Source organism: Grylomicrobium aquisgranense (genome assembly GCF_033971865.1).
Lineage (GTDB): Bacteria > Bacillota_I > Bacilli_A > Erysipelotrichales > Erysipelotrichaceae > Bulleidia > Bulleidia massiliensis.
Map to the genome: position 1 here is coordinate 78227 of NZ_JALBUR010000003.1, position 23440 is coordinate 101666.

Here is a 23440-nt window from a genome sequence, read left to right on the forward strand (position 1 = left end):
AATACGTTACAGAAGTCAGATGACTTTTTCTATATCAAATTATTATACGTGCATGGAATTTTGGCCCATCAATATGTGCGAAGGATCAGAACTTTGCGTCATTCCTGGGCCTGGTTGCAGGAGAACTCAGCAGCAGCGATGATCAGAATCAGATGGGAATAACAAAACAGGGAAACACCTTTTTGAGAAAACTACTTGTCGAATGTGCACAATCCTTCTCCCGGGCATCATCTGGCAAAAGTGAAGCACTGAAGAAGCGGCAGGAAGGCAACGCTTCTGAAGTCATTGCATATGCGGACAGAGCGAATGAACGCCTCCGGAAGAGATACATGCGTCTTGTACTGCACGATCGAAAGAGCCATAACAAAGCAACAGTATGCCTTCAACAGCAAAGGAAAAATATTGAATCAATCCGAAACTGGCACTTGGCATTGGCTTTTACATAACAGCATATGAATACTCACATTTGAATATTCAGATTTTGCGCCAAATCTTGCAGAGCCCTTTTGGCACCAAAAGTATGGATGCAGAAGCTGAATGTGTTCGTGGTATAATTTCTGCGATGAAAAAGGGACTGTTTATAACATTGGAAGGACCGGATGGCTCTGGCAAGACAACGGTATCCACAAAAGTTGTGGAATCTTTGTCGAAGAAGGGCTATCAGGTCATGTATACAAGAGAGCCGGGCGGCAGTGAGATTGCGGAGAAGATTCGCAGTATCATTCTTGATCCGGCCAATACGGCAATGGATGCCCGCACAGAGGCTCTGCTGTATGCGGCCAGCCGCCGCCAGCATCTTGTCGAGATTGTGCTGCCTGCTTTAGAGAAAGGCATCACGGTGATTTCTGATCGCTTTGTGGATTCCTCTTTGGCATACCAGGGCTGCGGCAGACAGATCGGCATTCAGGAAGTGTATGACATCAATCTGTTTGCAACGGGCGGCAGAATGCCGGACCGCACGTATTTTCTTAACGTGCCTGCTGAGACAGGGCTTGCCCGCATCGCCAGCCGTACCTATCTTGACCGTCTGGATCAGGAGAGTCAGGCATTTCATCAGCGTGTTTATGAAGGCTATCAGAAAGTGATTGCCATGTATTCAGAGCGGATTGAAGTAGTGGATGCCACCCGTGATGCGGATACGGTAGCTCATGATGTGGAGGCCCGCATTCTGGGACTGCTCAATGGTTAAAGAGCTTCTGCAGAAGATGGAACCGGTTGTGTATGAGGCATTGAACAATGCCTGTACCAGCGGCAGAATCTCGCATGCATGGCTGTTTGCAGGCCCGCCCGGTACGCCGAAAAAGGAAGCAGCGTATCTGCTGGCACAGAGTCTGTTCTGTGAGAAACAGGATGGGCTTGCCTGCGAACAGTGTGAGGAGTGTATCAGGATTGCCAATAACAGCCACATGGACTTTGCTGTGCTGGATGGATCAAAGAAGGCCATCAGTAAGAATGACATTGATGAGCTGCAGAGACGCTTCTCTTTGACAAGTGCGGAAAAGGGCAGTGGAAACCGCTGCTATCTGATTTTGAATGCAGAAAACAGCTCGGCTGCTGCCATGAACAGTATGCTGAAGTTTCTGGAGGAACCCGGCGAAGGGTTAACAGCGATCCTGACAACGGATAACATCGGCAGGCTGCTGCCAACGATCATCAGCCGCTGTACAGTGCTCTCTTTCCGTCTGCCTGGTGCTGATTATTACCGACAGATTGGCAAAGAACATGGTATGGCAGATGATGACATTTCCCTGCTGTCCCGGCTTGTACGAAGTCCTGAGGAACTGCTGGCAGCACCATCCTCTGCCCCGTGGCAGAATGCCGTGGCCATGTTTCAGCAGTATCTGGGAAAGAACGGTCCGTTTTCAGAATTGCTGGTAGATTATGACATCAGCTATCGTCAGAGTGAGAAGGCAGATGGCGCTGCCATGGTGCAGTACTTCCTTGGTCTGCTGGATCTGTATGCCCATGATGTAATTCTGAGAAATCAGGATGGCCCGAAGTGGTATCGGGAAGCGTTGGCAGATGCCCGTGGCAGCCAGGATGACTATGGCAGGCTGATCATCATCTGCAATCAGCAGAAAGAGCGCTGCAATAAGTTCAATGATGTGAACTTACTGATGGCGCAGACATATGAAAGACTGGAGGATTTTAAACGTGAGTCAGGAACTTAAGGAAACCAGGGAACCTGTGGAAGCGGTGAATTATACGTATACGGTGCCGGTGCGCTTTGAAAATGCCGGCAGGCCGTATTCTTTTGGCACAGAGAATGCTGAGATCCACAAGGGAGAACATGTTGTGGTGGAAACACAGCAGGGCCTGGAGCTTGGTGTTGCCGAGGCAGATGCCGTTGCCGTGGCCAAATACGGCCTGCGGATGCCGACCCGGCCCATCATCCGGGTGGCAACAGCACGCGATCTGCGCATCAATGAAGAAAACAAGCGGGAAAATGACCGTGCCTTTGCCATCTGCAAGCAGGAAATTGCAGATCTCAAGCTGGATATGAACCTGCTCAGTGCGCAGTACACATTGGACCGCTCCAAAGTGCTGTTTGTGTATCTGTCTGATCAGCGGGTGGATTTCCGTGAACTGCTGAAGAAGCTTGGCAGCCGGCTGCACTGCCGGATTGAGCTGCGCCAGATCGGCGAGCGTGACAAGGCCCGCATGGTAGGCGGCATCGGTATGTGCGGCATGGAATGCTGCTGCAGAAGGTTCAAGAGCAGATTCGATGTCATCTCCATCAATATGGCCAAGAACCAGCTGCTGGCACTGAACATCGACAAACTATCCGGCATGTGCGGCAAGCTGATGTGCTGCCTGAAGTATGAAGACAATGATTACAAGGAAATGACAGCCGGCCTGCCCAAGATGGGATCTCAGGTAGAGTATGATGGCGAGATTTACCGCATCACGAATATGAATGTGATGTCCAATGAAGCCAAGCTGGAAAACCGTGAAAATGCGGTATTTCTGACACTGGATGAACTGCGTGAGAAGGCCATTCCCCGCAAAGGCGTGGTCATGCAGCGCAAAAAGGATGATCCCGGTCATCCAGTGCATAAGAATATCATTCATGTCGGCCAGCATCCTGAACACCGTGAAACGGAACACACTGGGCATAGTGAACCGGTTCGTGAGATGCGTGACAAGAATGCCCGCATGGCAAGAGGACACCGCCGTGATGTGAATGCAAATGAGCCGGCAAAGAACAGCCGCACAGAAGTGCGTACATTTGGCCGCCGGAATAAGAATGAGCAGGGCAGTAAGCCGTCTGTGAAACCTGCCGCTAAACCTGCCGATCGGAAACCGGCAAAGAATGTGACGGTGCGCACGTTTGGCCGCCGCAAGAAAGAGGAGAACGCGTGAAACGCCAGAAATCATTTGAGCAGGAAGGACCAAAGCTGTATCTGGTGCCGACACCGATCGGCAATCTGAATGAGATGACGCCAAGAGCACGGGAGGTGTTATCACAGGCAGATGTGATTGCCTGTGAGGATACACGGACAAGCGGGCAGCTGCTCCACCATTTTGGCATTTCCAGCCGTCTGATTGCCTATCAGAACTTCAATGAGGATACAAGTGCCAGAGGCATCATCAAGCTTCTGCAGGAAGGTAATACCGTTGCCCTGATTTCAGATGCCGGCTATCCATTGATCAATGATCCCGGCCAGAGACTTGTCATGGATGCCGTGGATGCCGGCTTTCCGGTCATTCCGGTATCCGGCTGCTCCGCTTTTCTGGATGCGCTTGTGGCATCGGGATTAAAGGCACAGCCATTCCTGTTTGTCGGCTTTCTGCCGCCTTCCCATACCGACAGAATCAAATCACTGCAGATGTACAAGGACTATCCGATGACATTGATCTTCTATGAAGCACCGCATCGGATTGAAAGAATGCTAACAGATGTTCTTGCTGTATTTGGAAACCGGCAGGCAGTGCTGGCCAGAGAATTAACCAAAGTGCATGAGGAATTTCTGCGCGGCACTCTGGAAGAGCTGCTGGAAGTTTGCCCGTCTTTAAAGGGTGAGATGGTTTTGATGGTGGAAGGTGCCAGGCAGGAAGAAGCAGAGCTGAGCAATGATGATATTCTGCAGTGTGTCAATGCACTTGTGGAAAATGGCATCAGCCGCTCGGATGCGGTGAAGCAGACGGCAAAGAAACTTGGCGTGCCAAAGAATCGCGTGTATGAGCTTGTGCATGGCGATCCGCATCAGAAGTGAGCAGGATAGTGAAATTGTGGCTGTTTGATGTAAAATAAGGAAGAATTTAGCGAGCGAAAGGAATCGATTTATGAGTGCTATACTGTCTGATCCGACGCTGGTCAAAGCATTGCTGGTTGTGCTGGTGGGCATGATCATTGTGCTGAGCGTGGCGGTTGTTGTACTTGCCATTAAAAAGAACCAGATCGTTTATGTCGAGAAAGAAGTCCCGGCTGCATCATCGCTGACATCGTCATCTTCACATGCTGTCAGACCGGTGCATGCAGCACCAGCCGCGGCTGCCACAGCGGCTGAGCCGCTTGTGCTGAACAAGGCACAGCCAAAAGATGATCTTGACCTGATGCAGTTCAAGAATCCTCATGCGGATGAAGATGAAGCTATGGAGACAAATGTTGTGCCATCCATGCACAATCAGCCTTCCAGCCGTATTCCGCAGCAGGCAGAAGAATCACAGCCAGTCAATCAGGCCATCACGGGTGTATCTTTGACCATCATGATCGGCCAGTCCAAAACGGAAGTGTCAGTCAGAAGCTTTCCGTGTCTGCTTGGCAGAGAGGCAGATGTCTGCGATGTCATTATCTCAGAGCCGGCCGTATCCCGCCGTCATGCAAAACTGCTGCTGGAACATGGCGAAGTCTTTGTGGAAGATGTATCCGAACATAATGGCACGTTCCTGAATGATATGAAACTGCCGCCGCTTGGCAGGGCAAGACTGCATACAGGCGATTTGATCACCCTTGGCAGAGCCCACATCCGGGTCAATGCATGGCTGTATAACTAACCCGGAAATCCGGGCTTTTTTGGATCATTGGGGAAAGGAGATTAACCATGAAAAAGTGTATCAACTGTCAGGAAGAAATTGCGGATGACGCTGCCTTCTGCCCGTTCTGCGGAACAAAGCAGCCGGATTTAGCTGAAACAAAGACAGAACCGGAAGAAGTAAAGGACGAAGAAACAAAGCCTGCTGAAAATACAGAAAAAGAAAAGTCTCTGGCAGCTGAAGCGCCAAAGCAGGAAAATGAATCAAAAGAAACAGAGGCACCTGTAGAAAACAAGTCGGAAACGGCTGAACAGGAAGCCCAGAAGCAGGAAGCTGCTGCAGAAACGCCTGTGGAAAACAAGGCCGAAAGTGCCCAGGTGAAATCTAGTGAACCGGTTGAGGAAGTTAAAACTGGGGAGACTGCTGAAACAAAACCAGAAGAAAAGACAGAACCGGAACACGCTGCTGCCCCAAAGGCAGAAAAGAAAACAGAGCCTGCTGCAGAGAACGTGAAGATGCAGATGCCGAAGGCGGATATTGACTGGAAGATGTATCTGATGCCGTTCTGGAATGTGATCAGAGATCCGTTTGCGATTGTGAGTCTGCCATGGGTGGATGTTGGCGTGGCCATTCTGCTTTCTCTGATTGTCAATACATGGCTGACCCGTTCCTTTGCGGTCAGTACACTGGAGTTTGTGCTGCAGGCAGTTGGAAGAACGGATATCAATGTCTCGATTGCCATGAACAACATGGGCTATACATTCTCTTCCTTCTTCCAGTGCGGAATGGTCATGACAGTGATTGTGATTGGCTTCCTGTTCCTGGCCCGCTTTATCAGTGAGCGCAAAAGAGCAAATGCCAGCGTCATTCTGCAGCAGATCAGTGCATCCTTGTTCTTTACAAGCCTGCTGGCACTTTTGACGATCATCTTCTCAGCCATCACACCGGTGCTTGGCACCTTCGGCGTGCTGTGCCTGCTTGTCTTTGAAGTCCTCATTCTGCATCAGGATATGCAGAAGATAAACGGCTGGCTGCAGCTGATCATTCTGACACTCTTTTTGATCCTGCAGGTTCTGGCTGTGTACCACATGATGCCTACCAATGCCTGGTTTTAAGTTTCAGGAAGGAAGCGGCATCCCGGTTGTCTGGATTGGCAAGGAACCGCAAGATATACCTGTTTCCAATCCCATCCTGTTTGTGTATGACTTTGACTGGGACAGCTGTCTGTCACCATGGCCTTCCCCTAAGGTGTTTAAGAAAGGCCATGATTTTGCCGGAAACGCAGATACCTTTCTGGCTGAACTGAAAGTACATCTGCCTCAGAAATCTATCCTGGCCGGCTATTCTCTGGCGGGCTTATTTGCCCTGTACGCTGCCACAAAAGAAAACTGTTTTGCCGGTGTGCTTTGTGCATCTGGATCCTTATGGTATCCCGGCTGGATTGACTGGCTGAAAGCACATCCTGTTCAGGCAGAGGCGGTCTACCTTTCACTGGGTGATACAGAAAAAAACAGCCGCAATCCGGTCCTTGCGTCTGTTGAGGATAAAACATTGGAAACACAGCAGTATCTGTCAATGACACATACGTTTGTGAAGGAACCGGGCAGCCATTTTGCGGATGATACACCGCGCGTTGTACATGGGATTCAATGGCTCAACAGCGTGCTTTAGGGCACGCTGTTTTAATATGCCCTGGTCAGATTCTGCAGCCACTTGTAATGGTAGAAATGAACCATGACCCATGGAATCTTGCCGACTTCATCCAGGCATGTGCATGCATAGACGGCCAGGATGGGCCAGTGAAGCACAAAGGCACCGGCTAAGGCGGTTGGAATGGCAATGCACCACATGGTGACAATGAGGGAATGAATATCAAACTTTGTATCACCGCCGCCGTCAAAGATGCCATTGATCATGATGGTGTTAACGCATCTGCCGATCATGTAGAACGATGTGATGACAAGCATGCCAATGAGGTATTGTCTTGCCATGCCGGACAGTTTATAAAACTGCAGGACAGCCGGAATGACGGCCAGAATGATCCCGGTTGTGACAAAGCCGACCAGGAAGCTGATCTTCATGATTCTGATGCCGTATTCCTTTGCGGTATCCATGTGGTTCTGGCCAAGTTCATTGCCAAGGACAACACCGGCGGCACCGGCAATACCGTTGCACATACAGCAGGCAAGATCTCTGACGACTGCCGCCACACAGTTGGCAGCGGCGGCATCCTGGCCTAAATGTCCCATGATGGCCGTGTAGAATGTGAAGCCAACACCCCACAGCAATGAGGCAAACAGCACAGGCAGGGAAATACGGGCAAAGTCTTTGCTCAGCAGCTTGTTCTTGTGAAACAAAGATTCCCATTGTGGATGGAGATAGCCATCCGTGTAAGAAAGAGAGATGGACCAGATGAGCTCAATGATCCGGGAGATCAAAGTGGCGATGGCTGCACCTCTTGCCCCAAGAACCGGGAAACCAAGCAAACCGAAGATCAGGATCGTATTGAGACCGATGTTGATGAAAACGGTGACGGTGGAGATCATGGCAGCCGCATGAGCATGTTCACTGACTTTCATCATCATCTGGAAACTCTGTGATACTGCTACAAGGAAGTAGGACCAGCCGGCGATGCGCAGGTACTGGCAGCCGATTTCTTTCAGAGTTGGATCATTGGTGAAGAAATCCATGAGAATACCTGGCGAAAAGACACAGGCAATGCCGAAGATCAGGTCAATCAGAACAGACAGCCTGAGCATGATATGAAAGATATCTGTCATCGCATGCAGATCCTGCTTTCCCCAGTACTGGGCTGCCAGGATGGAACCGCCGGCTGTGATGGCGGAGATGAACATGGTCATCACAAACTGGACCTGGGTTGCCAGTGATACGGCTGACATGGAGTTCTGATCGAGCCGTCCAAGCATGATGGCATCGGCGGCTGCCACTGCCGCCAGCATCAGACTCTGCAGGGCCAGGGGAAGGGCCAGAGAGAACAGCTTGTGATTGAAGACAGCATCAGAAAACAAACCTTGTTTCTTCATGCCGTCAATCCTCAATCTCATGGAAGATGGGCTTCATATGGTCAAATGTGCAGAACTGCGTGATGCCGATCTCTTCTTTGACAACCCGGCGGGCATCCTTGAAGTGGTCACCGACATACTTTGTGCTGTGGGCATCAGAACCAAAGGTGAAGAGGGTGCCGCCAAGGTCTTTATAGAGCTTGAGAATCTTCCGGCAGGGCTGGGTATCCTTGAGGCCATAGTGCCAGGAAGACGTGTTGATCTCAATGCCTTTGCCATCCGCAATAGCCTGTTTCAAAATGGCCGCAATGAGATCCTCTTCTTTTTCAAATGGACAGGGACCTGCTGGATCATAGCGGGACAGCAGGTCCAGATGCGCCAGAACACTGTAATGCTTGAAGTTCTGCTGCACATGCAGAATCCCCTCATAATAGTCATCATTGTATTCCTTCTGGCTCTTTCCCTTGAAGTAGTCACCATTCCAGAATTCTTTGTTATGTACCTGGTGCATGGAGAGCAGCACAAAGTCCAGATCATTCTGATACTTTGCATACAGCTTTTCATAATCACCAATCGTATGGGTCTGTATGCCAAACTCCAGACCGGCTTTGATGGCGATCTTTCCTGCATACTGTTTTTGCAGGGTATGCAGCTTCTCAAAATAGCGGGGATAATCCACATTGGCAAGCGGATCCTGTTGGTCTGAGGAAGAACTGATGCCATCCCCGCCGCGGTAAAGAATGCCTCTTGGATCATCCCAGTCACGCTTGATGCCATAGTCCACATGATCGGTAAAGCACATCTCATCCAGGCCAATGGCAATGCCCTGTTCAATCTGATTTTCCATCAATTCTCTGGAATCATCTGAAAACTCACAATGCAAATGATAATCCGCAATCATCTTTCTTCTCCCATCTTCCTGCTTTTCAGGATATCTCTTCCTATTTCGTATAAGCCGGTCCAAAGCAGACTGTCTTTGTCCTGTACATGCACAATCTGAATGTGCGGATCCAATCGGATCCCATACGTTTCTGGATGCAGCTTTTCGTTGGTCAGCTCACTTGTCCAGGCAATCAGATCCGGATCCAGCACGGCTGCCAGAGCACCCATGCTTTCAGCTAACATGCGCGCTGGCTCCTTCTTCGTTCTCTCTTTCTTTTCTTTCTCTGTGCCCCACGGCAGATAACGCATCTCACCGGCCTGATGACTTGTGCCGTTGTACAAACGGCCATGGATCACAATACCGCAACCGATTAATTCCGCAGCTGGCTGGAACACCAGCACTGCTGTATCTGTATCCGGATATGCATGCACAAGGCCGATGCACATCGCATTGGCATCATTCTCATTCACCCACTGCAAACCATTTAATTCCTGGATATCATGCAGGTCTTTATGGGCAAGCAATGGCAGATCACAGACCCCGATCGTGCCATTGATACAGACACCGGGGATACTGATGACAAGCACCTGGACGGCAGGATCACTTGTGCGCAGTGTTCCAAGGGCATGCCTGAAATCCTGCAGGGATCCTTTTTCCGACGGCATGTCCTTACGGAACACAGGGCTGCCATCCAGCTTTCTGCTTTCCAGCAGAAAACAGAAATCATTACCCTGCCTTACACACGCCAGCATACCTACATGGCAGTACTCTGGATTCAGGCAATACTGCTTGGCATGGCGGCCGGTGCGTGAGGGTATATCCGATACATACAGAATCTGTCTGGACAAAAGCAGTTCCCTGAGAATGTTTGTCATCCCGCCGGTGGAAATCCCACACAATGTACAAAGTTCCATCCTTGTATGGCATTTTCCGTCAAAGAAGATCTGGCGTACCGCATCAATATCATCCTGTTTCAGCTTCGTATTCCGATTCATTCGTCAACCTCTGACGAAATGATTATACACGCTTCCTTTTCTCTTGCAACAAAACAAAAGCACTGCTTTCACAGTGCTTCAGAATGCGATGAAATCTTCATTATGGAAAGAGTAGCCATAGGTTTCAATGATTCTTTCGGGATACAGGATTTCCAAGGCTCTTCGGTAGGTATCAATCTGTGTCTGATATCTCTTCTTGATTTCGGCATCATTGGCATCATCTGTCTTGAAATCGATCATGATGACCTTGTCTGGATCTTCTGCCACAAAGTCCATGGCACCTGTGATGGCATGCCTGCTTTCTGTGTCGATCACATAGAATGCATATTCTTTGTGAATATGCATCTGCAGGCACTGCCTGTACAATGCTGTGTTGGCAAAGTGGACAAGCTTCTGTTGATCAGCAGGGGTAAGTCCGTCCACATGAATGTCTTCCATGGTCCAGACTTTGTCTGGCAGTGACGCAATGGTTTCATGCATGAGAGTGCCATAGGCCTTGCCGGACTCATGGCTGCTGCGGGACAGCGGCGGAATGCTTGTGTATTCTGTTTCACTAGGCCGCAGGGCACCATTGATATCCTCTTGTGCATGCATGTGCGGCAGCTGGGCAGGATATACTGTTTTCTTCTTTGTCAGCTTTGGCACGGCCGCAAGTGATTCATGATGCACTTCAAAGTACGGTCCTTCCTTCATCGCGGCCAGGATCAGTCCGCTCATGCCCCGCCTTGCGGCAATCACGCCTCTGGTCAGGCTGCGGCTGTAATCACGCTTTGGCTCACTGTCCACAATGAACAGACGCTGCTGGGGCCTGGTCAAAGCAACATACAGCAGACGGATAAACTCCTCCTGGTCTTCCAGGTTGCAGGCATGGGATACAGCCAGTTCCTGGACGGTTGGCCGTTTCAGGCGGGTATGGATATCCATCCAGCCAAGGCCGAGTTTGAGCTCATCATGGATGATGACAGGAGCTTTGTCATCCTGGAAGCGGTTCTGAGAGTCCGACCACAGAAAGACAATCTTGTACTGCAGGCCTTTGGACTGATGAATCGTGCATACTCTGACCACATCATCATCTGTGCCATGCGACAGCGCTTCACTGGATTTCTCATCAGCACCATTGCGCATCATCATCAGGAAGTCATACAGGCTGACAGGCTGCTTTGCATTGATCTTCTGGCACAGAAAGTCAAAGTTTGCCTGGTCTTTATCAGAAAGAAGATCGTAGAAATTGTTTGTCTTTGCAATCTGGTCCATCAGAGCAGGAATGCCATCTTTGTCTGCCGTCTGCCGCAGTCTGGCAAATGCCTCAAACAATTCCGGATGTGCTTCTCTGACACCCTGTACAAGTGTCTTATGGCCAACTTTCATCTTTGCAAGCTCTTCATCTGAGAACTGACAGAACGCACTGGTCAGCACGGTGGTCATACTGATGGCATCATCCGGATTTAACATCCATCCGGCCATAGCCTGAATCAATAGGCACAGATCAGACTTCCAGAATCCTTCTCTGGTATCGATGTCATAGGGAATGCCGGCATCATCAAAGGCATTGCGTAAGGGAATCTTGCTGGCATGGGAGCGTACCAGCACCGCAAAGTCAGAAAACGGATGACCGTCTTCATGCATGGCGGCAATGTGGCTGGCAATCCAGGCAGCCTTTAACTGCTTGGCATCTTCATTCTCTTCTTCTTCGTCCTCATCCCCTTGTGCCTGTGGGGAAGACACAAAGGTAAAGATGACAGGCACCGGTTCTTCCTTTTGCTCTCTGCGGCCGATGGCAGCCTTGTCATCTTCCGTATATCGATCATGCATGCCTTCCACATTCATCAGACTGCCAAACAGGATGTTGTTAAACGTGACGATGCTTTCCATGGAACGGAAGTTGTGGCGCAGGGTAATATGCTTTTCTTCAGGATCTTTCAGGCATGCCCGCATCAAGGCAGGCCGGGCACTGCGGAACCGGTAAATCGACTGCTTGACGTCACCTACCCGGAAGACATTGTCCTTCTTCGCCACGGCATTGATGATCGCATTCTGCAGCGTGCTGGTATCCTGAAACTCATCGACCATGATCTCATCATAGCTGTCCCGGATGCGGGCAGCTGTTTCACCATGATCAGCCTGCAGAATCGCAAGCACATAGCGCTCCATATCCGAGAAATCCATGCATGTATTGTCTGCTTTCATCCTGGCAAGCGTATCTGCTGTATTCTCACATAGATCCAGGAAGTCATTCACGATCGGTACCATGTCATTGGCATCAGATACAAGCGTGGCTTCATCTTGGGCACCTGCAAGCAGGACTTTGATACGGGCGGAAAAATCCTTGCGGGCACGGTCATAGGGCAGATTCTTTGTCGAAGCAGATGTCTGCAGTAAAGCAAGTGTTTCCAAAGCGGACAGATACAGGCCCCAGCTGTGCTGCTGCAAAGCATCCAGTACATTGACAATGCCATTGCGCACACCCTGCAGCGTCTTTGGATCAACTTTTTCATCCCCCTGGGCAGCAGTCTCCATCTCATCCAGCAGGTCATTCAGATTGGAGACAGACAGAATCATGCGGTCAAAAAAGGCGGCCAGAATATCCGGATCAAAATCGGGCAGTGACTTCACCGGGCTGTATTTGTCACGGCAGTCCTGATAGAAGGCAGATGGATCAAAGGCAGACTGGGCATGGGTATTGACGCTGTTTACAGCCTGTTCCAGGGCACTGTAATCTTCACTGCGGGCGGAAAACGTCGTGGCCAGCCGGTATGCCTTTTCCATGTCCATGCTGCCAAGACACTGGCAGAACGCTTCATGCGACATGACCTGACGGGTGCCTTCATCCAGCACATTTGTGCACACTGCCGGATCCAGGCCGATCACAGCCGCATATTTCTGGATGATGGCAAGACACCACGAGTCAATGGTTGTAATCTGAGCGGCAGATAAAGCAATGAGCTGGTCACTGATCCAGTTTCGTTCTTCCTTTGTCTCTGCCTGGGCCAGATGCTGGCTCAATCCTGAGGCCAGCCGGGATTTCATCTCCTGCGCTGCAGCCTTCGTAAAGGTCATGGCCAGGATCCTTTCCAGCGGTACATGGTCAACAAGACAGCGTTTCAATAACCGCTCCACCAGCACGCTGGTTTTGCCGGCACCAGCTGAAGCAGACACAATCACACTGATCCCCGTTGTATCACGGGCATCCATCTGTTGTTCATCCAGCATGCTTAATCCTCCTTGATCGGTCTGATCTTTTCATAGCGGCCATGGAAGCGGCAGATGCCGCGGTAATCACAGAATGTGCAGGCACCCTCCTTGGGAGAAAGGGCAATATTGCCTGCTTTGATCTGCTTGTAGAAATACGAATACAGATGTTCCATCAGCTCTTTGGCCTGTTCAAAGTCACGGATCGTCGTCAGGGATGCGATGTGCTGGCCATTGTCATCCAGCTCGGTTCCCCGCTTGATAAACGTCCATCCAGACAGCTTTCTGGCATTCAGAAACGATGTCTGCACTTCTTCCGGTGTCTGCTGATTCCAGACAATTTCTCTTTTCTTGCCGCGTCCCTGGATGACAGAAGCAGACATGGTGAGATCCTTTGCCTTCAGGGAATAATAGTAGGCACCAGCCGGTGTCAGACCAGTGATTTCCTGGGCAATCACAAGATAGGTCAGCAGCTGCAACTGCAGGCCGGCTTCTACCTTTGGCTTGGATAACGTATGCTGGGACGACTTGTAGTCAATGATGCGCAGCAGTTCATCGCCATAGACATCCATGCGGTCAATGGTCCCCCGCAGTAATACATTTGTGCCGATCGGATGATGTTCAAAGTGATACTCGGCCTTCTGCGGCACAAAAGCAGTATGTTTTTCAAAATCCTGCAGAAAGGCCAGGGCATCCAGCAGGGAATCTGTCATCCGATGGCTGGATAAAGCAAGCAGGTGTGTCTCATGAGGATGTGCCTTGGCAAGCTGCCCATAACAATCCTCAACAAATGCCTGGACTTCTTCTTTCTTCATTTCCGCATACTGTTTGTGATACTTGTTTACCGCCATTTCCATCAAGGCATGCTGCATGGTGCCGATAGTAGCTGCATCCAGCATCGCCGCATCATTTTTGCGTACTTTCAGACCGGATTCAATAAACCAGCTGTAAGGACAGGCAAACCAGCGCTCAATGGTCGAAATGGAACCGGTGGCTTTGCCATGGTCCAGGTAAAGATCAGCTGCCAGAGAAGCGGAAAGCTGATGTTCTTTTGCGGCAAATGGCTGCAGCCGTTCTGGCCGCATGCCTTTTACATGCTTTCCAAACTGTTCCTGCAGTTCATAGGCAGCCTGGATTTCTCTGCCTTCATAGTCACTGACACTCCAGGAGTAATGGATGGCTTCACCGCTGCCGGGCACCCATTGCAGACAATCCATCCAGGCATCATGGCGCTGCCGCAGTGTCGGATATGCCTTTACATTTTTGACGTAAGCTTCATCAAACAGGCCTGTGCATGGCGCAAAACCGGGCCAGCTGGTGCCGTCGCATCCTGCCACATAGCTGACTTTGCGCTGTGGAACCGGATGTTTCAGATCGGTGACCAGACAGAAGGTGCTGGTGATCGTGTGATGAGACACCGACGCATTCTTGAAACCGGCCAGAAGGAACTGCAGATCATCCATAGTTTCGATCTGATCCAGTACATTGCTGAGTGTTTTACGCAATGCCATCAGTTCATCAGCTGTATTTTGATCCTGCAGATCGGGATGATGGCGCAGAATTTCAAAAGCATGCATGCATAGATCGGCGGGGTCCTTGGAAGAAAGCAGGGTATCCAGATACGGCCTGCAGGCATCAAACCAGGTCTGTGCTTTCTGTTCCAGCATCTGCCATGTTCCTGCCTGATTTGCAAAGACTGGATGGCTGGCAAACAGGTCAGATACATGGGCGGGTGGATCGCTGCTGGTGAGCATTTGTGAGAAGTAGTCCATCAGGCTGCCGTCTGCTTTGATCGGGAAGCAGTTGGCTGAGATGGCTTTGGCAAGCGATGTGCCATCATTGTGCAGGGCGGCTTCGACAAGCAGGGCAAAACGGAAGGCCATACGGCTTGGCTCACTGCCTGTCAGGCTGGAAAAGGGAATGCCATAGCGGCCGAATACTTCCTGTACAACAGGCAGCTGGGCTGCCGGACTTGTCAGGATGAGCGTACATGGCACATTCTCGTTACAGATGCGCTGGGCAATGCATTCAATCTCCTGGCGGGGGTTCAGGGCATGGGACAGGTCCGCATGAGAGACAGAACTCTCTTCATGCCATTGCGGCAGTACCTGCTTCAACTGCTGCATCAGTCTGTAATCAAAGTCATTCTTTGCAAACCATGGCAGGATGCAGGCATCCGGGTTGGCTTTGATGGCAGCCAGGTCATTTTCAAGATGGGCAATGGTGCTTTTCTCGCTTAATGGCAAGGTCATCGCAGCTTCTGTCAGCATCTTCAGCTCCCTGTCACGCTGTGATGCCTCTGGCAGTGAAGAGGCAGGAATCTGCAGCAGAATGCAGGTTCTGGCAAAAGTTAAGATTTCCTGGAAGAAGGCTGGATAGTGGAACATCTTTGCAAAGACAGGAAAGTCATCTCTCTTTGGCAGGATGGCTTTCTGCAGCAGTAAGGCAGAAAGCACAGGGTCGTCAGGGATGGCATGGAGCAGAGTGGCAAGCGGCTTGATCTGCAGGCCGCCAATGGCATTGTGCTCACTCTGCAGTGCCATTTCATGCAGCAACAGCTCACCGCGGTAAGCTTCGGTAATGATCATCTTTGTCATGTCATGATTATAGCATTTCAATACGCCTTAAGATGGCGCCTGTACGCTGTTGGTAAATGCAAAGGACCTGCAGGACATGATATAATCATGACGATTCAAACAAGGAGTTTTTGATGAGAAACTATAACAGAAATTATTGGTGGCTGTTTCTTCTGTTCTTTATATTCATAGGTGGTGATTTAATGGATTCGATCGTGCCGCTTGTCATCATGATCATCGCTGTGGCCGCAATTGCCTTTGCGGCAGTCAATTCCAGCAAAAAGGCAGATGACGCCGGCAGAAGCAGGCGTTCCTTCCGCTCTTCTTCCGTGCAGCTTTCACCAGATCAGCGGGCCAGAATCAATGTGTTTCTGCGCAGATATTTTCAGCAGCGTCCTGCTTTGAAAGTGTCGGACAGCTTCACGCTTCGCCTGCATGGATCCCGCTATCAGTCTCTGACATCACTGGATGTTTACCGGGATGGCTCATATCTGGCTGATTTTGACAGTTTTGCCAGCCGCTATCCGGATACCTGTGAGCAGATGATCAGGACATTGCTGCAGATGGCACGCGGTCAGGAAGCAGTGCGGGATGATGTGGTGGATGTGGAAGCAACCGAGCATATGGATACGCCGGCAGAAGAAAAGAAGGGGCCAGAGAAGCAGCCGGATCAGAATCCGAAGCAGGAAAAGAATGTCCAGTATTTCATTGATGAGATCAATCGGCTGAACCAGGATATTCCAGACAGGGAAATTTCAGATTCTTTGTATGAGACATGTGCACTGCTGAAGCAGATTCAGCAATTGCAGAAGAAGTTTCCGGATTCTGCCTCCAAGCTTGAGAAGCTGTATGCGTACTATCTGCCGATCCTTTTGAAGATATTGAATCAGTATGATACGCTGCAGAGTGTGACCAGTGATCCGAACTTTGCACCAACCAGGCAGAAATTGACCAAGACGATAGCTTTGATCAACCAGGCGATGAAGACCATCATTTCTTCGATGACAGACCAGGATTTTATCAATCTGTCTGCGGATATTTCGACTCTGGAGGCTGTGCTGCAGAAGGATGGCCTGGCAGGTGATACGGGCATGGAAATGCCTTCTGGTGAGAATGAGGACAGCAGGAAAGCGTAAGGAATACTATGGGGAAAGACCGTCGGGACAAGGAAGAAGAGAAAGAGCGGCTTTGGAAACAGGTGATGGGGAAGGACCGCTCTCTTTCAGCATCTGATCTGGAAGGACTGCAGGAAGTCAGTGATGAAAAGAATGTGCTTGTCAGTGATGATCAGGCCATGTCACAGCTGCATGCGATTCTTTTGAAGCAGCAGAAGCAGCTGGAACAGATGAGCAAAGAGATTTCACCGGATCAGAAGAAGCTGAATGATGATATGGATGCACTCAATCAAAGCTTGAAAGAGGATTACCATGTCCAGGAACCCAAAGAGGAAAAACCGGTTGATGACAAAGCAGTCTTTGCACAGATGGAAGAGGTTTTGAACAAGGAGATCATCGGCCAGAAGGAAGCCGTGCATAACTTGTGTGCTGCTTTGCGCCGCCCGTATGTGATGGGAACTGAGAAAAATCATGCCCGCAATGTGATTCTGATCATGGGTAAAGAGGGTGTCGGCAGACATGCCTGTGTGGCAGCAGCTTCCCGTGTTCTCTACCAGCATCAGATCTTTACTTCACCCGATGTGAATACCATTGATTTATCCCGCTATACAAGTGCTTCTCAGGAACAGGTCTTTGTACAGGATCTATACCAGGCACTGCACCAGAATGGCGGCATGATCGTGTTTGAAAACTTCAAACAGGGCTTTGCGCCATTTCTGCGGATGGTTTCATCACTGGCGGAAAATGGCAGCGTCCTGCTGAACAAGCGGTATGTGCTGCGCCAGGGCATCCTGGTGGAAAATCAGAGCGGCCTTGTCAAAGATGCCGTCGATTCCCTGTCTGCGCAGGACAAATATCTGATCTTTATCACGCATGGCTCCCTTTCTGATGTGCAGGATGCCTTTGGTGCGGATTTTATGAAACATGTGCTGGATACCATCACCTTTGTCAGCCTTGATGCGGATGCAGTCAAACAGATCATTTCCAGACAGACAGAACAATTAAAACAGAAGTGCGACAGTCAGCTCCATGTCGCATTGACCATTGAGTCATCCCTCAATGACTGGGTGCTTTCCCACTATGATAAAGAACATGGTGCGGATGCCATCATTGCCCAGTTCAATGATTTCTATATCAGCCTGTCTGAGGCAGTGCTGAAAGATAATGCGAAAGAAATTTCATTGCAGGTGGAAGATGATGTGCCATATGCACGCTATGATGGTAAAAAGATATCCATCTGCCGCAGCCAGAACAGCCAGGCAGAGATGGATGCTGTATCAAAGGAACTTGACTCTGTCATCGGCCTGGATGATGTGAAAAGCTATATCCGTTCTCTGCAGGCTCATGTGCTGATCAACCAGCGCCGCCGCCAGCAGGGTCTCAAGACGACTGAGATTTCCAAACATATGATCTTTACCGGCAATCCCGGCACCGGCAAGACAACCATTGCCCGGCTGTTTGCACGGTATATGAAAGCCATCGGCGCTTTGTCGCAGGGACAGCTTGTGGAAGTCACTAGAGCCGATCTTGTCGCAAAGTATGTCGGCCAGACAGCGCCACTGACCATGTCCGTGATACGCAGTGCACTTGGCGGTGTGCTGTTCATTGATGAAGCCTATTCCCTGTATAGAGGCAGGGATGACAGCTTTGGCCTGGAAGCGATTGATACACTGGTCAAGGCAATGGAAGACAACCGGGATGATCTGATTGTCATCCTGGCTGGCTACAAGAAAGAAATGGCAGCTTTTCTGGAAGCCAACTCCGGCTTGAAGAGCCGCTTTCCCAATATCATCGAATTCCCGGATTATACAGGTGAACAGCTGATGGCCATTGCAGATCAGATTGCAAAGGGAAAGGGATACCGCATTGAGGACAGTGTCAAAGCACCATTGACTGCCTGGTTTGATCAGAAACAGGCAGAAAGTGCTGCCACTGCCGGCAATGGCAGACTGGCCCGCAATACCATTGAGGAAGCCATACTGAAACAGTCAGAACGTCTGCTTAAAGAAGAAAATGCTGATATGGACCTGTTAAAGAAGGAAGACTTCAGCATCCTGAAAGAGATGGAACAGGCAGAATAACAGCAGCGATCATCAAGATCAGTATCCAATACGGTGCTGGTCTTTTTTACAAATAATCGATAACTGTTGATAAAAATGTGGTGAAATTATAACATTATGATAGATATACACCACATAACAAAGGAGATAAGAATATGAAAAGACTGAGACGAATTAACTACATGGGCTTTCTCTCCCTGCTTGCTCTGGTTCCTGTCATTGGCTGGAAAACAGGGAATCATGGCTTATGGGCATTCTTTTCTTATTTATATTATCTGAAGTATTTCTGGGTGATTCCGGATGAAATGTTTATCCAGCAGGTACGTAAAGCTTCCGTGATTGCCTGTCTGGCAGGAATCATCTCACTGGTTCCGCTGATGATTCTTGGCTCTTTCAGTTTTCAGGGAAGAGACGCCGTTGCAATTCCATTTGGCATGTGTTTTGGTGTCATCGTGCTGCTGTTTGGTGTCAGCTTCGCTATTCTTGAAGCAAGGGAAGAAACTGCTGCCAATGATTAAAAACAGAATCAAAGAATATCGTGCCAGATACAACATGAAACAGGAGGATCTGGCCCGCATGGCTGGTGTCCGCAGAGAAACAATCGGCAACCTGGAAAAAGGAAAATATAACCCTTCGCTTGTACTTGCATGGAAAATTGCTGAGGTTTTCAAAGTGACAATTGAAGATATCTTTACAGTCGAAGAAGAATGATGGAATATCAGTCAGGAGTTCTCTTGCACAATCCCCATTGGGAAAATGAAGAAGACTGATCATGCCGTCTGCAGGTTTTACTGTAGGAGGCATACTGTTAACAAATCAGAATATCTTATTAGAATAGGTTTCATGAAAAAACTGTCAGTAACCATTTTGAAGATACTTGTGTTTTTTATCGGATGGGCTGTTTTGTCAGGGATCATCGATATTCCTGTGGAGAATCCGGCTTTGTGGCGTTTCTTTGCAGAACTGATCCCATTTGCAGTCATAGTCGCTTTTACAATTGTATTTTTGTTCAGGGAAAAAGGAGAAATCTCTATTCCGGTGAGAGATCCTTCTGGCAAAGGAATAATGATAGGCTGTGCAGTGGGAATCTGCTGGATCGGCATTGTTTCAGGTGTTCTGCTGCTGTCACATCAGCTGACGATTGTCGGAAAGAATTCGGTTTCCATGCTTTGGCTGTGGATCTTATCCGCATTCATAAATACTGTCATGCAGGAACTGCTGGTCAGAGGATATATTTACCAGCTTGTCAGGCAAAGGTATTCTCTTGCGGCCGCAATTATTGTAACAACAGCATTATTTACGCTGATGCATGGCGGGGCCTTTGAAGCAGGCATTCTTCCGGTGATCAATGTCATTACCATGTGTTTGTTTACGACGGCTCTGTATGAAGCAGAGAACACACTGGCTGCGCCTGTCATGGCCCATGCGGTCTGGAATATCGTCGGGGGAATCTTCCTGGGAGGAGTTAGTCTTGCGGATGATTATCCATATCTGTTAACACTGCGTGCTTCTGCAAATACCTTGTTATCCGGCGGTACTTACATGATCGAGTCAAGCATCATCACGCTTGTAGTCAATATTCTGCTGTTGATGGTTTTCTGCCGGAAGATCAAAAGTGCAGAAAATTATTGACATTTACTTTTGGGCGACTAATTGCTAGTGCATTTTATAGCCACCCGTTTTTCGATCGGTGTAAATGTAAGGATCAATGCCATATCTTCGTTTGCGATCTGTTTCCAGCGGCGATCACTCATTCTTCCCTGCGATAAACTAAATACCCACTTCATCTGATATTTCTCATCAGGCAAAAACACCAATGAAGTGCTGGCATCCGTATTGTCCTGAAATACAGGATTTGCATACGCCATTAATTCCCGGTGTGGGAATACATACCAGTCAGGTCCAGTGAGTTCAAATGAATTGAAATTGACAGCATCGTCTGGACTATATGCTCCATCAGATTTTTCTACAAAATCTGGGTTTTGATTATCTATCGTAACAGTTAACTCAACAATCTTATCTCCCAGCAGAAGTTGAAAATCACTGCGATCCTTATGTATTTTCTGAAGGTAGTCATTTGTGTCATACAAATGGCAGTCATCTACTGTGACATGCAGATTTTTATATAACACTGCTCCTCCACTTTTATCATCTTCAAAGTCTACTGTATCGCCAATCTGATATTGAACCACCGGATTTCTTACGCCTACTTTGAATCCATCATTCAACATTGTATAGCGGACTGCCCACATCAGAATTCCAGCAATTACAAGAATCGTAATCATTCGTTTTTTATTCATGAAGCAGTTCCTTTTCAATAATCTGTCCATTATCCATATGGTAAATACAATCAGAAACCTTTCTTAAGAACTGATCATAATGACAGGCAAGAACAATCAAAGCACCACGTTTTTTCTCTTCCAGTAAAATCTGTTCAATCATTTCGACACCTGCGGCATCAAGAGCATTTGTAGGCTCATCTAATAAAATGATTTCTGGCTTTTCCATTATTGCAGCAGCAATACCAAGTCTTTGTTTCATACCCAGTGAATACTTCTTTACTTTCTTTTGATTATCCCCCAGTCCGACACGATCAAGAGTCTCTCTGATGTCATCATCATTGATATAGCCATTCAGGTCAGCAAGGAATTTCAGATTGTGAAAGCCATCATATCCACCAAGAAAAACAGGGTTTTCAATCAGAACACCGGTCCTGTCAGGAAAATCAATATCATTTCCAAGCTGCTTGTCATCGATCAACACTTTTCCTTCAGTAGGCAGTATGAGACCGCACATCAGTCTCATCAACATAGTCTTTCCACATCCGTTATAGCCACACAGACCGTAAATATGACCTTGATGTAATTCCAAAGTCACATTGCGGATCACCGTGTTCTTTTGTATTACTTTTGTAACATTTTCAAATTTAATCATCGAATTTTTCCCTTTCAATGATATCTGCTTTCTGAAATATCATGTTTCCTAACAGCCATGCGGCGATGATCAGAAGCAAACCACTGATGATTCCAAGTCGGTAATTCAATCCATCGACAATAAATACTGATGAGTGATTCAGCATGAGGTATCCAGGAAGAATAACCGGGGAGACAACAAAGAGAACCATTGTCATATAAGCATTCACTAGTATGAAGCTTCCAATCGTTCCGATCAGCAGACTGAAGAAAAGCTGAATCATATTCATAGCACCGATAATCGTTATTGGAATGCTTAGCAGTAATGCTGCTGTTGTTCTTGCATCAAGATTGAGGTTATTCTGTGCTGCAGAATATGTTCCATTTGCGGCAGCTTCAATAATTTCTGATGACAAGATAAATGAAATTCTTCCATTGCTGCAAAGGCAGAAAATTGCAGTAGACAGGATTACCAAAGCAACAAATACTGCACTCATCAGAATGCAAGATACGCATTTTGATGCCCACCACTTTTTTCTTGTACTCGATCTGATCAGCATCTGTGCTCCATAACCATGAAGATCCTTTTGCACAAATCCTGTGATGACAAAAAAGCTGATAATCAAAAGAGCCATCCAGAAAAACGGATATTCAAACTGCCCCGACTTAACGAATGGGTCTGTTCCGGAGAAAATATAAAGAAGGTAGTCGCCAATGCTGGCGTGTAAATCAGGATTAATGTTGTAAAAAAGACCGCTGATTTGCAAGCAATAAAACCATGTGAACAGGGGAACGATAAGATATCTCCTGTTTTTGATAATTTGTTCTGTAAATTCATACCTGAGAAGTCTACAAAACTTCATACTTTCTTCCTCGGAAATAAACAAGCGCTCCTGATACAAGTATGATACACGCTAAATTTAAGAGTATCGCCCATCCTGGATGATAAGTATTCGGGGCTGCTGTTACAAGATTAATCCATTCCGTTCCAACTCTGGCTTCGTTTTGATAAATGGGAAAGACCTCGGAAATAACCGCCTGCAGTATATATACGATCAGCATTGAGGGAACCAGGACGATACGTCTGCGAATAAAGAAGCCTAAGGCACAGCACAACATACTGAAGGCTCCACCCCATAAAAAAGAAATAATAAACCAGATCACTGCATACAAAACAGGATGCGTATAGAAAATTACTGAGCAGAAATCTCCAGCGAAAATTCCTGATGTCAGATAATAAATTCTGGGTATAGTAGTTTGCTGCATCATTGACAGCAATAATATATTAACCAGCAAAGCTGCACTGATCACGGCACCGCCAGAAAGAAAGGAGGCTGTAATCTTGCCCCAGAAATACTCTTTTCTTTTTTCTCTTACCAACAGTTGAGCAGCATATCCGGACCGCAGGTCTTCTGCCAGACTCCATGCATAAGGAAGAGCTGCAAGCACTGGATACAGAATAAAAAACATTCGTGATGCATAAGTATTATTTGGCATAGCCATCCATTTAATAAAAATACTTTGAGGATAGTGATAAGCAATAAAATTATGCAATTGCTGCACAAAATCCGCAACCGGAAAAATCATTACAATAGCTGCTGAAGCCCAGAAGCCCCTGCTTGACAGCATCTTTTGAATCTCTACTTTAATTTTTTCTTTCAACAGTATTTCTCCCCATAGAAACTCATCATCAGAAATGTGTGATAATTG

At 48.2% G+C, this 23440-nt stretch carries 22 protein-coding genes; 13 read left to right on the plus strand and 9 right to left on the minus strand.

Translation table 11 applies throughout. The annotated features are described in order from the left end of the window. The first annotated feature begins 71 nt into the window (after positions 1-71). The 8 genes from MOZ60_RS11550 (at position 72) to MOZ60_RS02435 (ending at position 6648) form a co-directional block, all read left to right on the plus strand. Positions 72-446 carry a transposase gene (locus MOZ60_RS11550; RefSeq protein WP_371832619.1) on the plus strand — a complete coding sequence of 125 codons (375 nt, stop codon included), beginning with the start codon at positions 72-74 and terminating at the stop codon, positions 444-446. Between the two features lie 116 nt (positions 447-562). Beyond that, positions 563-1189: a dTMP kinase gene (tmk, locus tag MOZ60_RS02405; RefSeq protein ID WP_277645243.1), complete on the plus strand. Its 627-nt coding sequence runs from the start codon at positions 563-565 to the stop codon at positions 1187-1189. Next, positions 1182-2171 (plus strand): DNA polymerase III subunit, encoded by a 990-nt coding sequence (locus tag MOZ60_RS02410; protein ID WP_167836263.1) that lies wholly within the window; start codon positions 1182-1184, stop codon positions 2169-2171. Before tmk ends, MOZ60_RS02410 begins: the two co-directional genes overlap by 8 nt. Continuing rightward, on the plus strand, positions 2155-3363 hold the full coding sequence (gene ricT / locus MOZ60_RS02415; protein WP_370595513.1) for a regulatory iron-sulfur-containing complex subunit RicT: 1209 nt from the start codon (positions 2155-2157) through the stop codon (positions 3361-3363). Before MOZ60_RS02410 ends, ricT begins: the two co-directional genes overlap by 17 nt. Then, a complete protein-coding gene (gene rsmI, locus MOZ60_RS02420) occupies positions 3360-4217 on the plus strand; it encodes a 16S rRNA (cytidine(1402)-2'-O)-methyltransferase (RefSeq protein WP_108774751.1) in 858 nt (285 codons plus the stop codon). Before ricT ends, rsmI begins: the two co-directional genes overlap by 4 nt. Positions 4218-4287: 70 nt before the next feature. After that, entirely contained in the window at positions 4288-4998 is a 711-nt protein-coding gene (locus MOZ60_RS02425; protein ID WP_277635652.1) for an FHA domain-containing protein, read from the plus strand. A gap of 47 nt (positions 4999-5045) precedes the next feature. Next, entirely contained in the window at positions 5046-6092 is a 1047-nt protein-coding gene (locus MOZ60_RS02430) for a zinc ribbon domain-containing protein (RefSeq protein ID WP_370595514.1), read from the plus strand. Beyond that, positions 6079-6648 carry an alpha/beta hydrolase gene (locus tag MOZ60_RS02435; RefSeq protein ID WP_370595515.1) on the plus strand — a complete coding sequence of 190 codons (570 nt, stop codon included), beginning with the start codon at positions 6079-6081 and terminating at the stop codon, positions 6646-6648. The genes MOZ60_RS02430 and MOZ60_RS02435 overlap by 14 nt, the downstream gene beginning before the upstream one ends. An 11-nt stretch (positions 6649-6659) precedes the next feature. Here the strand turns inward: MOZ60_RS02435 and MOZ60_RS02440 are convergent, their stop codons facing one another. The 5 genes from MOZ60_RS02440 to MOZ60_RS02460 form a co-directional block, all read right to left on the minus strand. After that, a complete protein-coding gene (locus MOZ60_RS02440) occupies positions 6660-8021 on the minus strand; it encodes an MATE family efflux transporter (RefSeq protein ID WP_370595516.1) in 1362 nt (453 codons plus the stop codon). A gap of 4 nt (positions 8022-8025) precedes the next feature. Beyond that, the gene (locus MOZ60_RS02445; RefSeq protein WP_370595517.1) at positions 8026-8901 is read right to left on the minus strand and encodes a histidinol-phosphatase HisJ family protein; all 876 of its coding nucleotides are present in this window, start codon (positions 8899-8901) and stop codon (positions 8026-8028) included. Next, on the minus strand, positions 8898-9878 hold the full coding sequence (locus MOZ60_RS02450; RefSeq protein WP_370595518.1) for a hypothetical protein: 981 nt from the start codon (positions 9876-9878) through the stop codon (positions 8898-8900). Before MOZ60_RS02450 ends, MOZ60_RS02445 begins: the two co-directional genes overlap by 4 nt. Before the next feature lie 78 nt (positions 9879-9956). Then, positions 9957-13088, minus strand: a complete 3132-nt coding sequence (locus MOZ60_RS02455; protein ID WP_370595519.1) for a UvrD-helicase domain-containing protein — start codon at positions 13086-13088, stop codon at positions 9957-9959. A 2-nt stretch (positions 13089-13090) separates the two neighbouring features. After that, positions 13091-15664 (minus strand): PD-(D/E)XK nuclease family protein, encoded by a 2574-nt coding sequence (locus MOZ60_RS02460; protein WP_370595520.1) that lies wholly within the window; start codon positions 15662-15664, stop codon positions 13091-13093. Between the two features lie 182 nt (positions 15665-15846). Here MOZ60_RS02460 and MOZ60_RS02465 point away from each other — a divergent pair, with 182 nt between their 5' ends. The 5 genes from MOZ60_RS02465 to MOZ60_RS02485 all read left to right on the plus strand — a co-directional run bounded on the left by MOZ60_RS02465 (position 15847) and on the right by MOZ60_RS02485 (position 20450). After that, positions 15847-16779, plus strand: a complete 933-nt coding sequence (locus MOZ60_RS02465) for a hypothetical protein (protein WP_370595521.1) — start codon at positions 15847-15849, stop codon at positions 16777-16779. A gap of 8 nt (positions 16780-16787) precedes the next feature. After that, the gene (locus MOZ60_RS02470; RefSeq protein ID WP_370595522.1) at positions 16788-18839 is read left to right on the plus strand and encodes an AAA family ATPase; all 2052 of its coding nucleotides are present in this window, start codon (positions 16788-16790) and stop codon (positions 18837-18839) included. Positions 18840-18973: 134 nt separating this feature from the next. Further along, a complete protein-coding gene (locus tag MOZ60_RS02475; protein ID WP_370595523.1) occupies positions 18974-19336 on the plus strand; it encodes a DUF3796 domain-containing protein in 363 nt (120 codons plus the stop codon). Continuing rightward, positions 19329-19529, plus strand: a complete 201-nt coding sequence (locus tag MOZ60_RS02480; protein WP_108774763.1) for a helix-turn-helix transcriptional regulator — start codon at positions 19329-19331, stop codon at positions 19527-19529. Before MOZ60_RS02475 ends, MOZ60_RS02480 begins: the two co-directional genes overlap by 8 nt. A gap of 132 nt (positions 19530-19661) precedes the next feature. Next, positions 19662-20450 (plus strand): CPBP family intramembrane glutamic endopeptidase, encoded by a 789-nt coding sequence (locus MOZ60_RS02485; protein ID WP_370595524.1) that lies wholly within the window; start codon positions 19662-19664, stop codon positions 20448-20450. 17 nt (positions 20451-20467) lie between these two features. On the opposite strand, the gene MOZ60_RS02490 is transcribed toward MOZ60_RS02485, so the two are convergent. Genes MOZ60_RS02490 through MOZ60_RS02505 form a run of 4 tightly spaced genes read right to left on the minus strand, consistent with a single transcriptional unit; the run spans position 20468 to position 23392 of the window. Beyond that, positions 20468-21118 (minus strand): DUF5028 domain-containing protein, encoded by a 651-nt coding sequence (locus tag MOZ60_RS02490; protein WP_108774765.1) that lies wholly within the window; start codon positions 21116-21118, stop codon positions 20468-20470. Continuing rightward, entirely contained in the window at positions 21111-21752 is a 642-nt protein-coding gene (locus tag MOZ60_RS02495; RefSeq protein ID WP_108774766.1) for an ATP-binding cassette domain-containing protein, read from the minus strand. The genes MOZ60_RS02490 and MOZ60_RS02495 overlap by 8 nt, the downstream gene beginning before the upstream one ends. Continuing rightward, the gene (locus MOZ60_RS02500; protein ID WP_135358304.1) at positions 21745-22593 is read right to left on the minus strand and encodes a DUF2705 family protein; all 849 of its coding nucleotides are present in this window, start codon (positions 22591-22593) and stop codon (positions 21745-21747) included. Before MOZ60_RS02500 ends, MOZ60_RS02495 begins: the two co-directional genes overlap by 8 nt. Then, positions 22580-23392 carry a hypothetical protein gene (locus MOZ60_RS02505; protein ID WP_108774768.1) on the minus strand — a complete coding sequence of 271 codons (813 nt, stop codon included), beginning with the start codon at positions 23390-23392 and terminating at the stop codon, positions 22580-22582. The genes MOZ60_RS02500 and MOZ60_RS02505 overlap by 14 nt, the downstream gene beginning before the upstream one ends. Between the last annotated feature and the right edge of the window lie 48 nt (positions 23393-23440).

What these genes read in the sequence shown, in the direction of transcription:
- tmk (WP_277645243.1), top strand. Translation starts at nt 563, where the DNA reads ATGAAAAAGGGACTGTTTATAACATTGGAAGGACCGGATGGCTCTGGC.
- MOZ60_RS02410 (WP_167836263.1), top strand. Translation starts at nt 1,182, where the DNA reads ATGGTTAAAGAGCTTCTGCAGAAGATGGAACCGGTTGTGTATGAGGCA.
- MOZ60_RS02425 (WP_277635652.1), top strand. Translation starts at nt 4,288, where the DNA reads ATGAGTGCTATACTGTCTGATCCGACGCTGGTCAAAGCATTGCTGGTT.
- MOZ60_RS02430 (WP_370595514.1), top strand. Translation starts at nt 5,046, where the DNA reads ATGAAAAAGTGTATCAACTGTCAGGAAGAAATTGCGGATGACGCTGCC.
- MOZ60_RS02435 (WP_370595515.1), top strand. Translation starts at nt 6,079, where the DNA reads ATGCCTGGTTTTAAGTTTCAGGAAGGAAGCGGCATCCCGGTTGTCTGG.
- MOZ60_RS02440 (WP_370595516.1), bottom strand. Translation starts at nt 8,021, where the DNA reads ATGAAGAAACAAGGTTTGTTTTCTGATGCTGTCTTCAATCACAAGCTG.
- MOZ60_RS02445 (WP_370595517.1), bottom strand. Translation starts at nt 8,901, where the DNA reads ATGATTGCGGATTATCATTTGCATTGTGAGTTTTCAGATGATTCCAGA.
- MOZ60_RS02450 (WP_370595518.1), bottom strand. Translation starts at nt 9,878, where the DNA reads ATGAATCGGAATACGAAGCTGAAACAGGATGATATTGATGCGGTACGC.
- MOZ60_RS02455 (WP_370595519.1), bottom strand. Translation starts at nt 13,088, where the DNA reads ATGCTGGATGAACAACAGATGGATGCCCGTGATACAACGGGGATCAGT.
- MOZ60_RS02460 (WP_370595520.1), bottom strand. Translation starts at nt 15,664, where the DNA reads ATGACAAAGATGATCATTACCGAAGCTTACCGCGGTGAGCTGTTGCTG.
- MOZ60_RS02465 (WP_370595521.1), top strand. Translation starts at nt 15,847, where the DNA reads ATGGATTCGATCGTGCCGCTTGTCATCATGATCATCGCTGTGGCCGCA.
- MOZ60_RS02470 (WP_370595522.1), top strand. Translation starts at nt 16,788, where the DNA reads ATGGGGAAAGACCGTCGGGACAAGGAAGAAGAGAAAGAGCGGCTTTGG.
- MOZ60_RS02475 (WP_370595523.1), top strand. Translation starts at nt 18,974, where the DNA reads ATGAAAAGACTGAGACGAATTAACTACATGGGCTTTCTCTCCCTGCTT.
- MOZ60_RS02480 (WP_108774763.1), top strand. Translation starts at nt 19,329, where the DNA reads ATGATTAAAAACAGAATCAAAGAATATCGTGCCAGATACAACATGAAA.
- MOZ60_RS02485 (WP_370595524.1), top strand. Translation starts at nt 19,662, where the DNA reads ATGAAAAAACTGTCAGTAACCATTTTGAAGATACTTGTGTTTTTTATC.
- MOZ60_RS02490 (WP_108774765.1), bottom strand. Translation starts at nt 21,118, where the DNA reads ATGAATAAAAAACGAATGATTACGATTCTTGTAATTGCTGGAATTCTG.
- MOZ60_RS02495 (WP_108774766.1), bottom strand. Translation starts at nt 21,752, where the DNA reads ATGATTAAATTTGAAAATGTTACAAAAGTAATACAAAAGAACACGGTG.
- MOZ60_RS02500 (WP_135358304.1), bottom strand. Translation starts at nt 22,593, where the DNA reads ATGAAGTTTTGTAGACTTCTCAGGTATGAATTTACAGAACAAATTATC.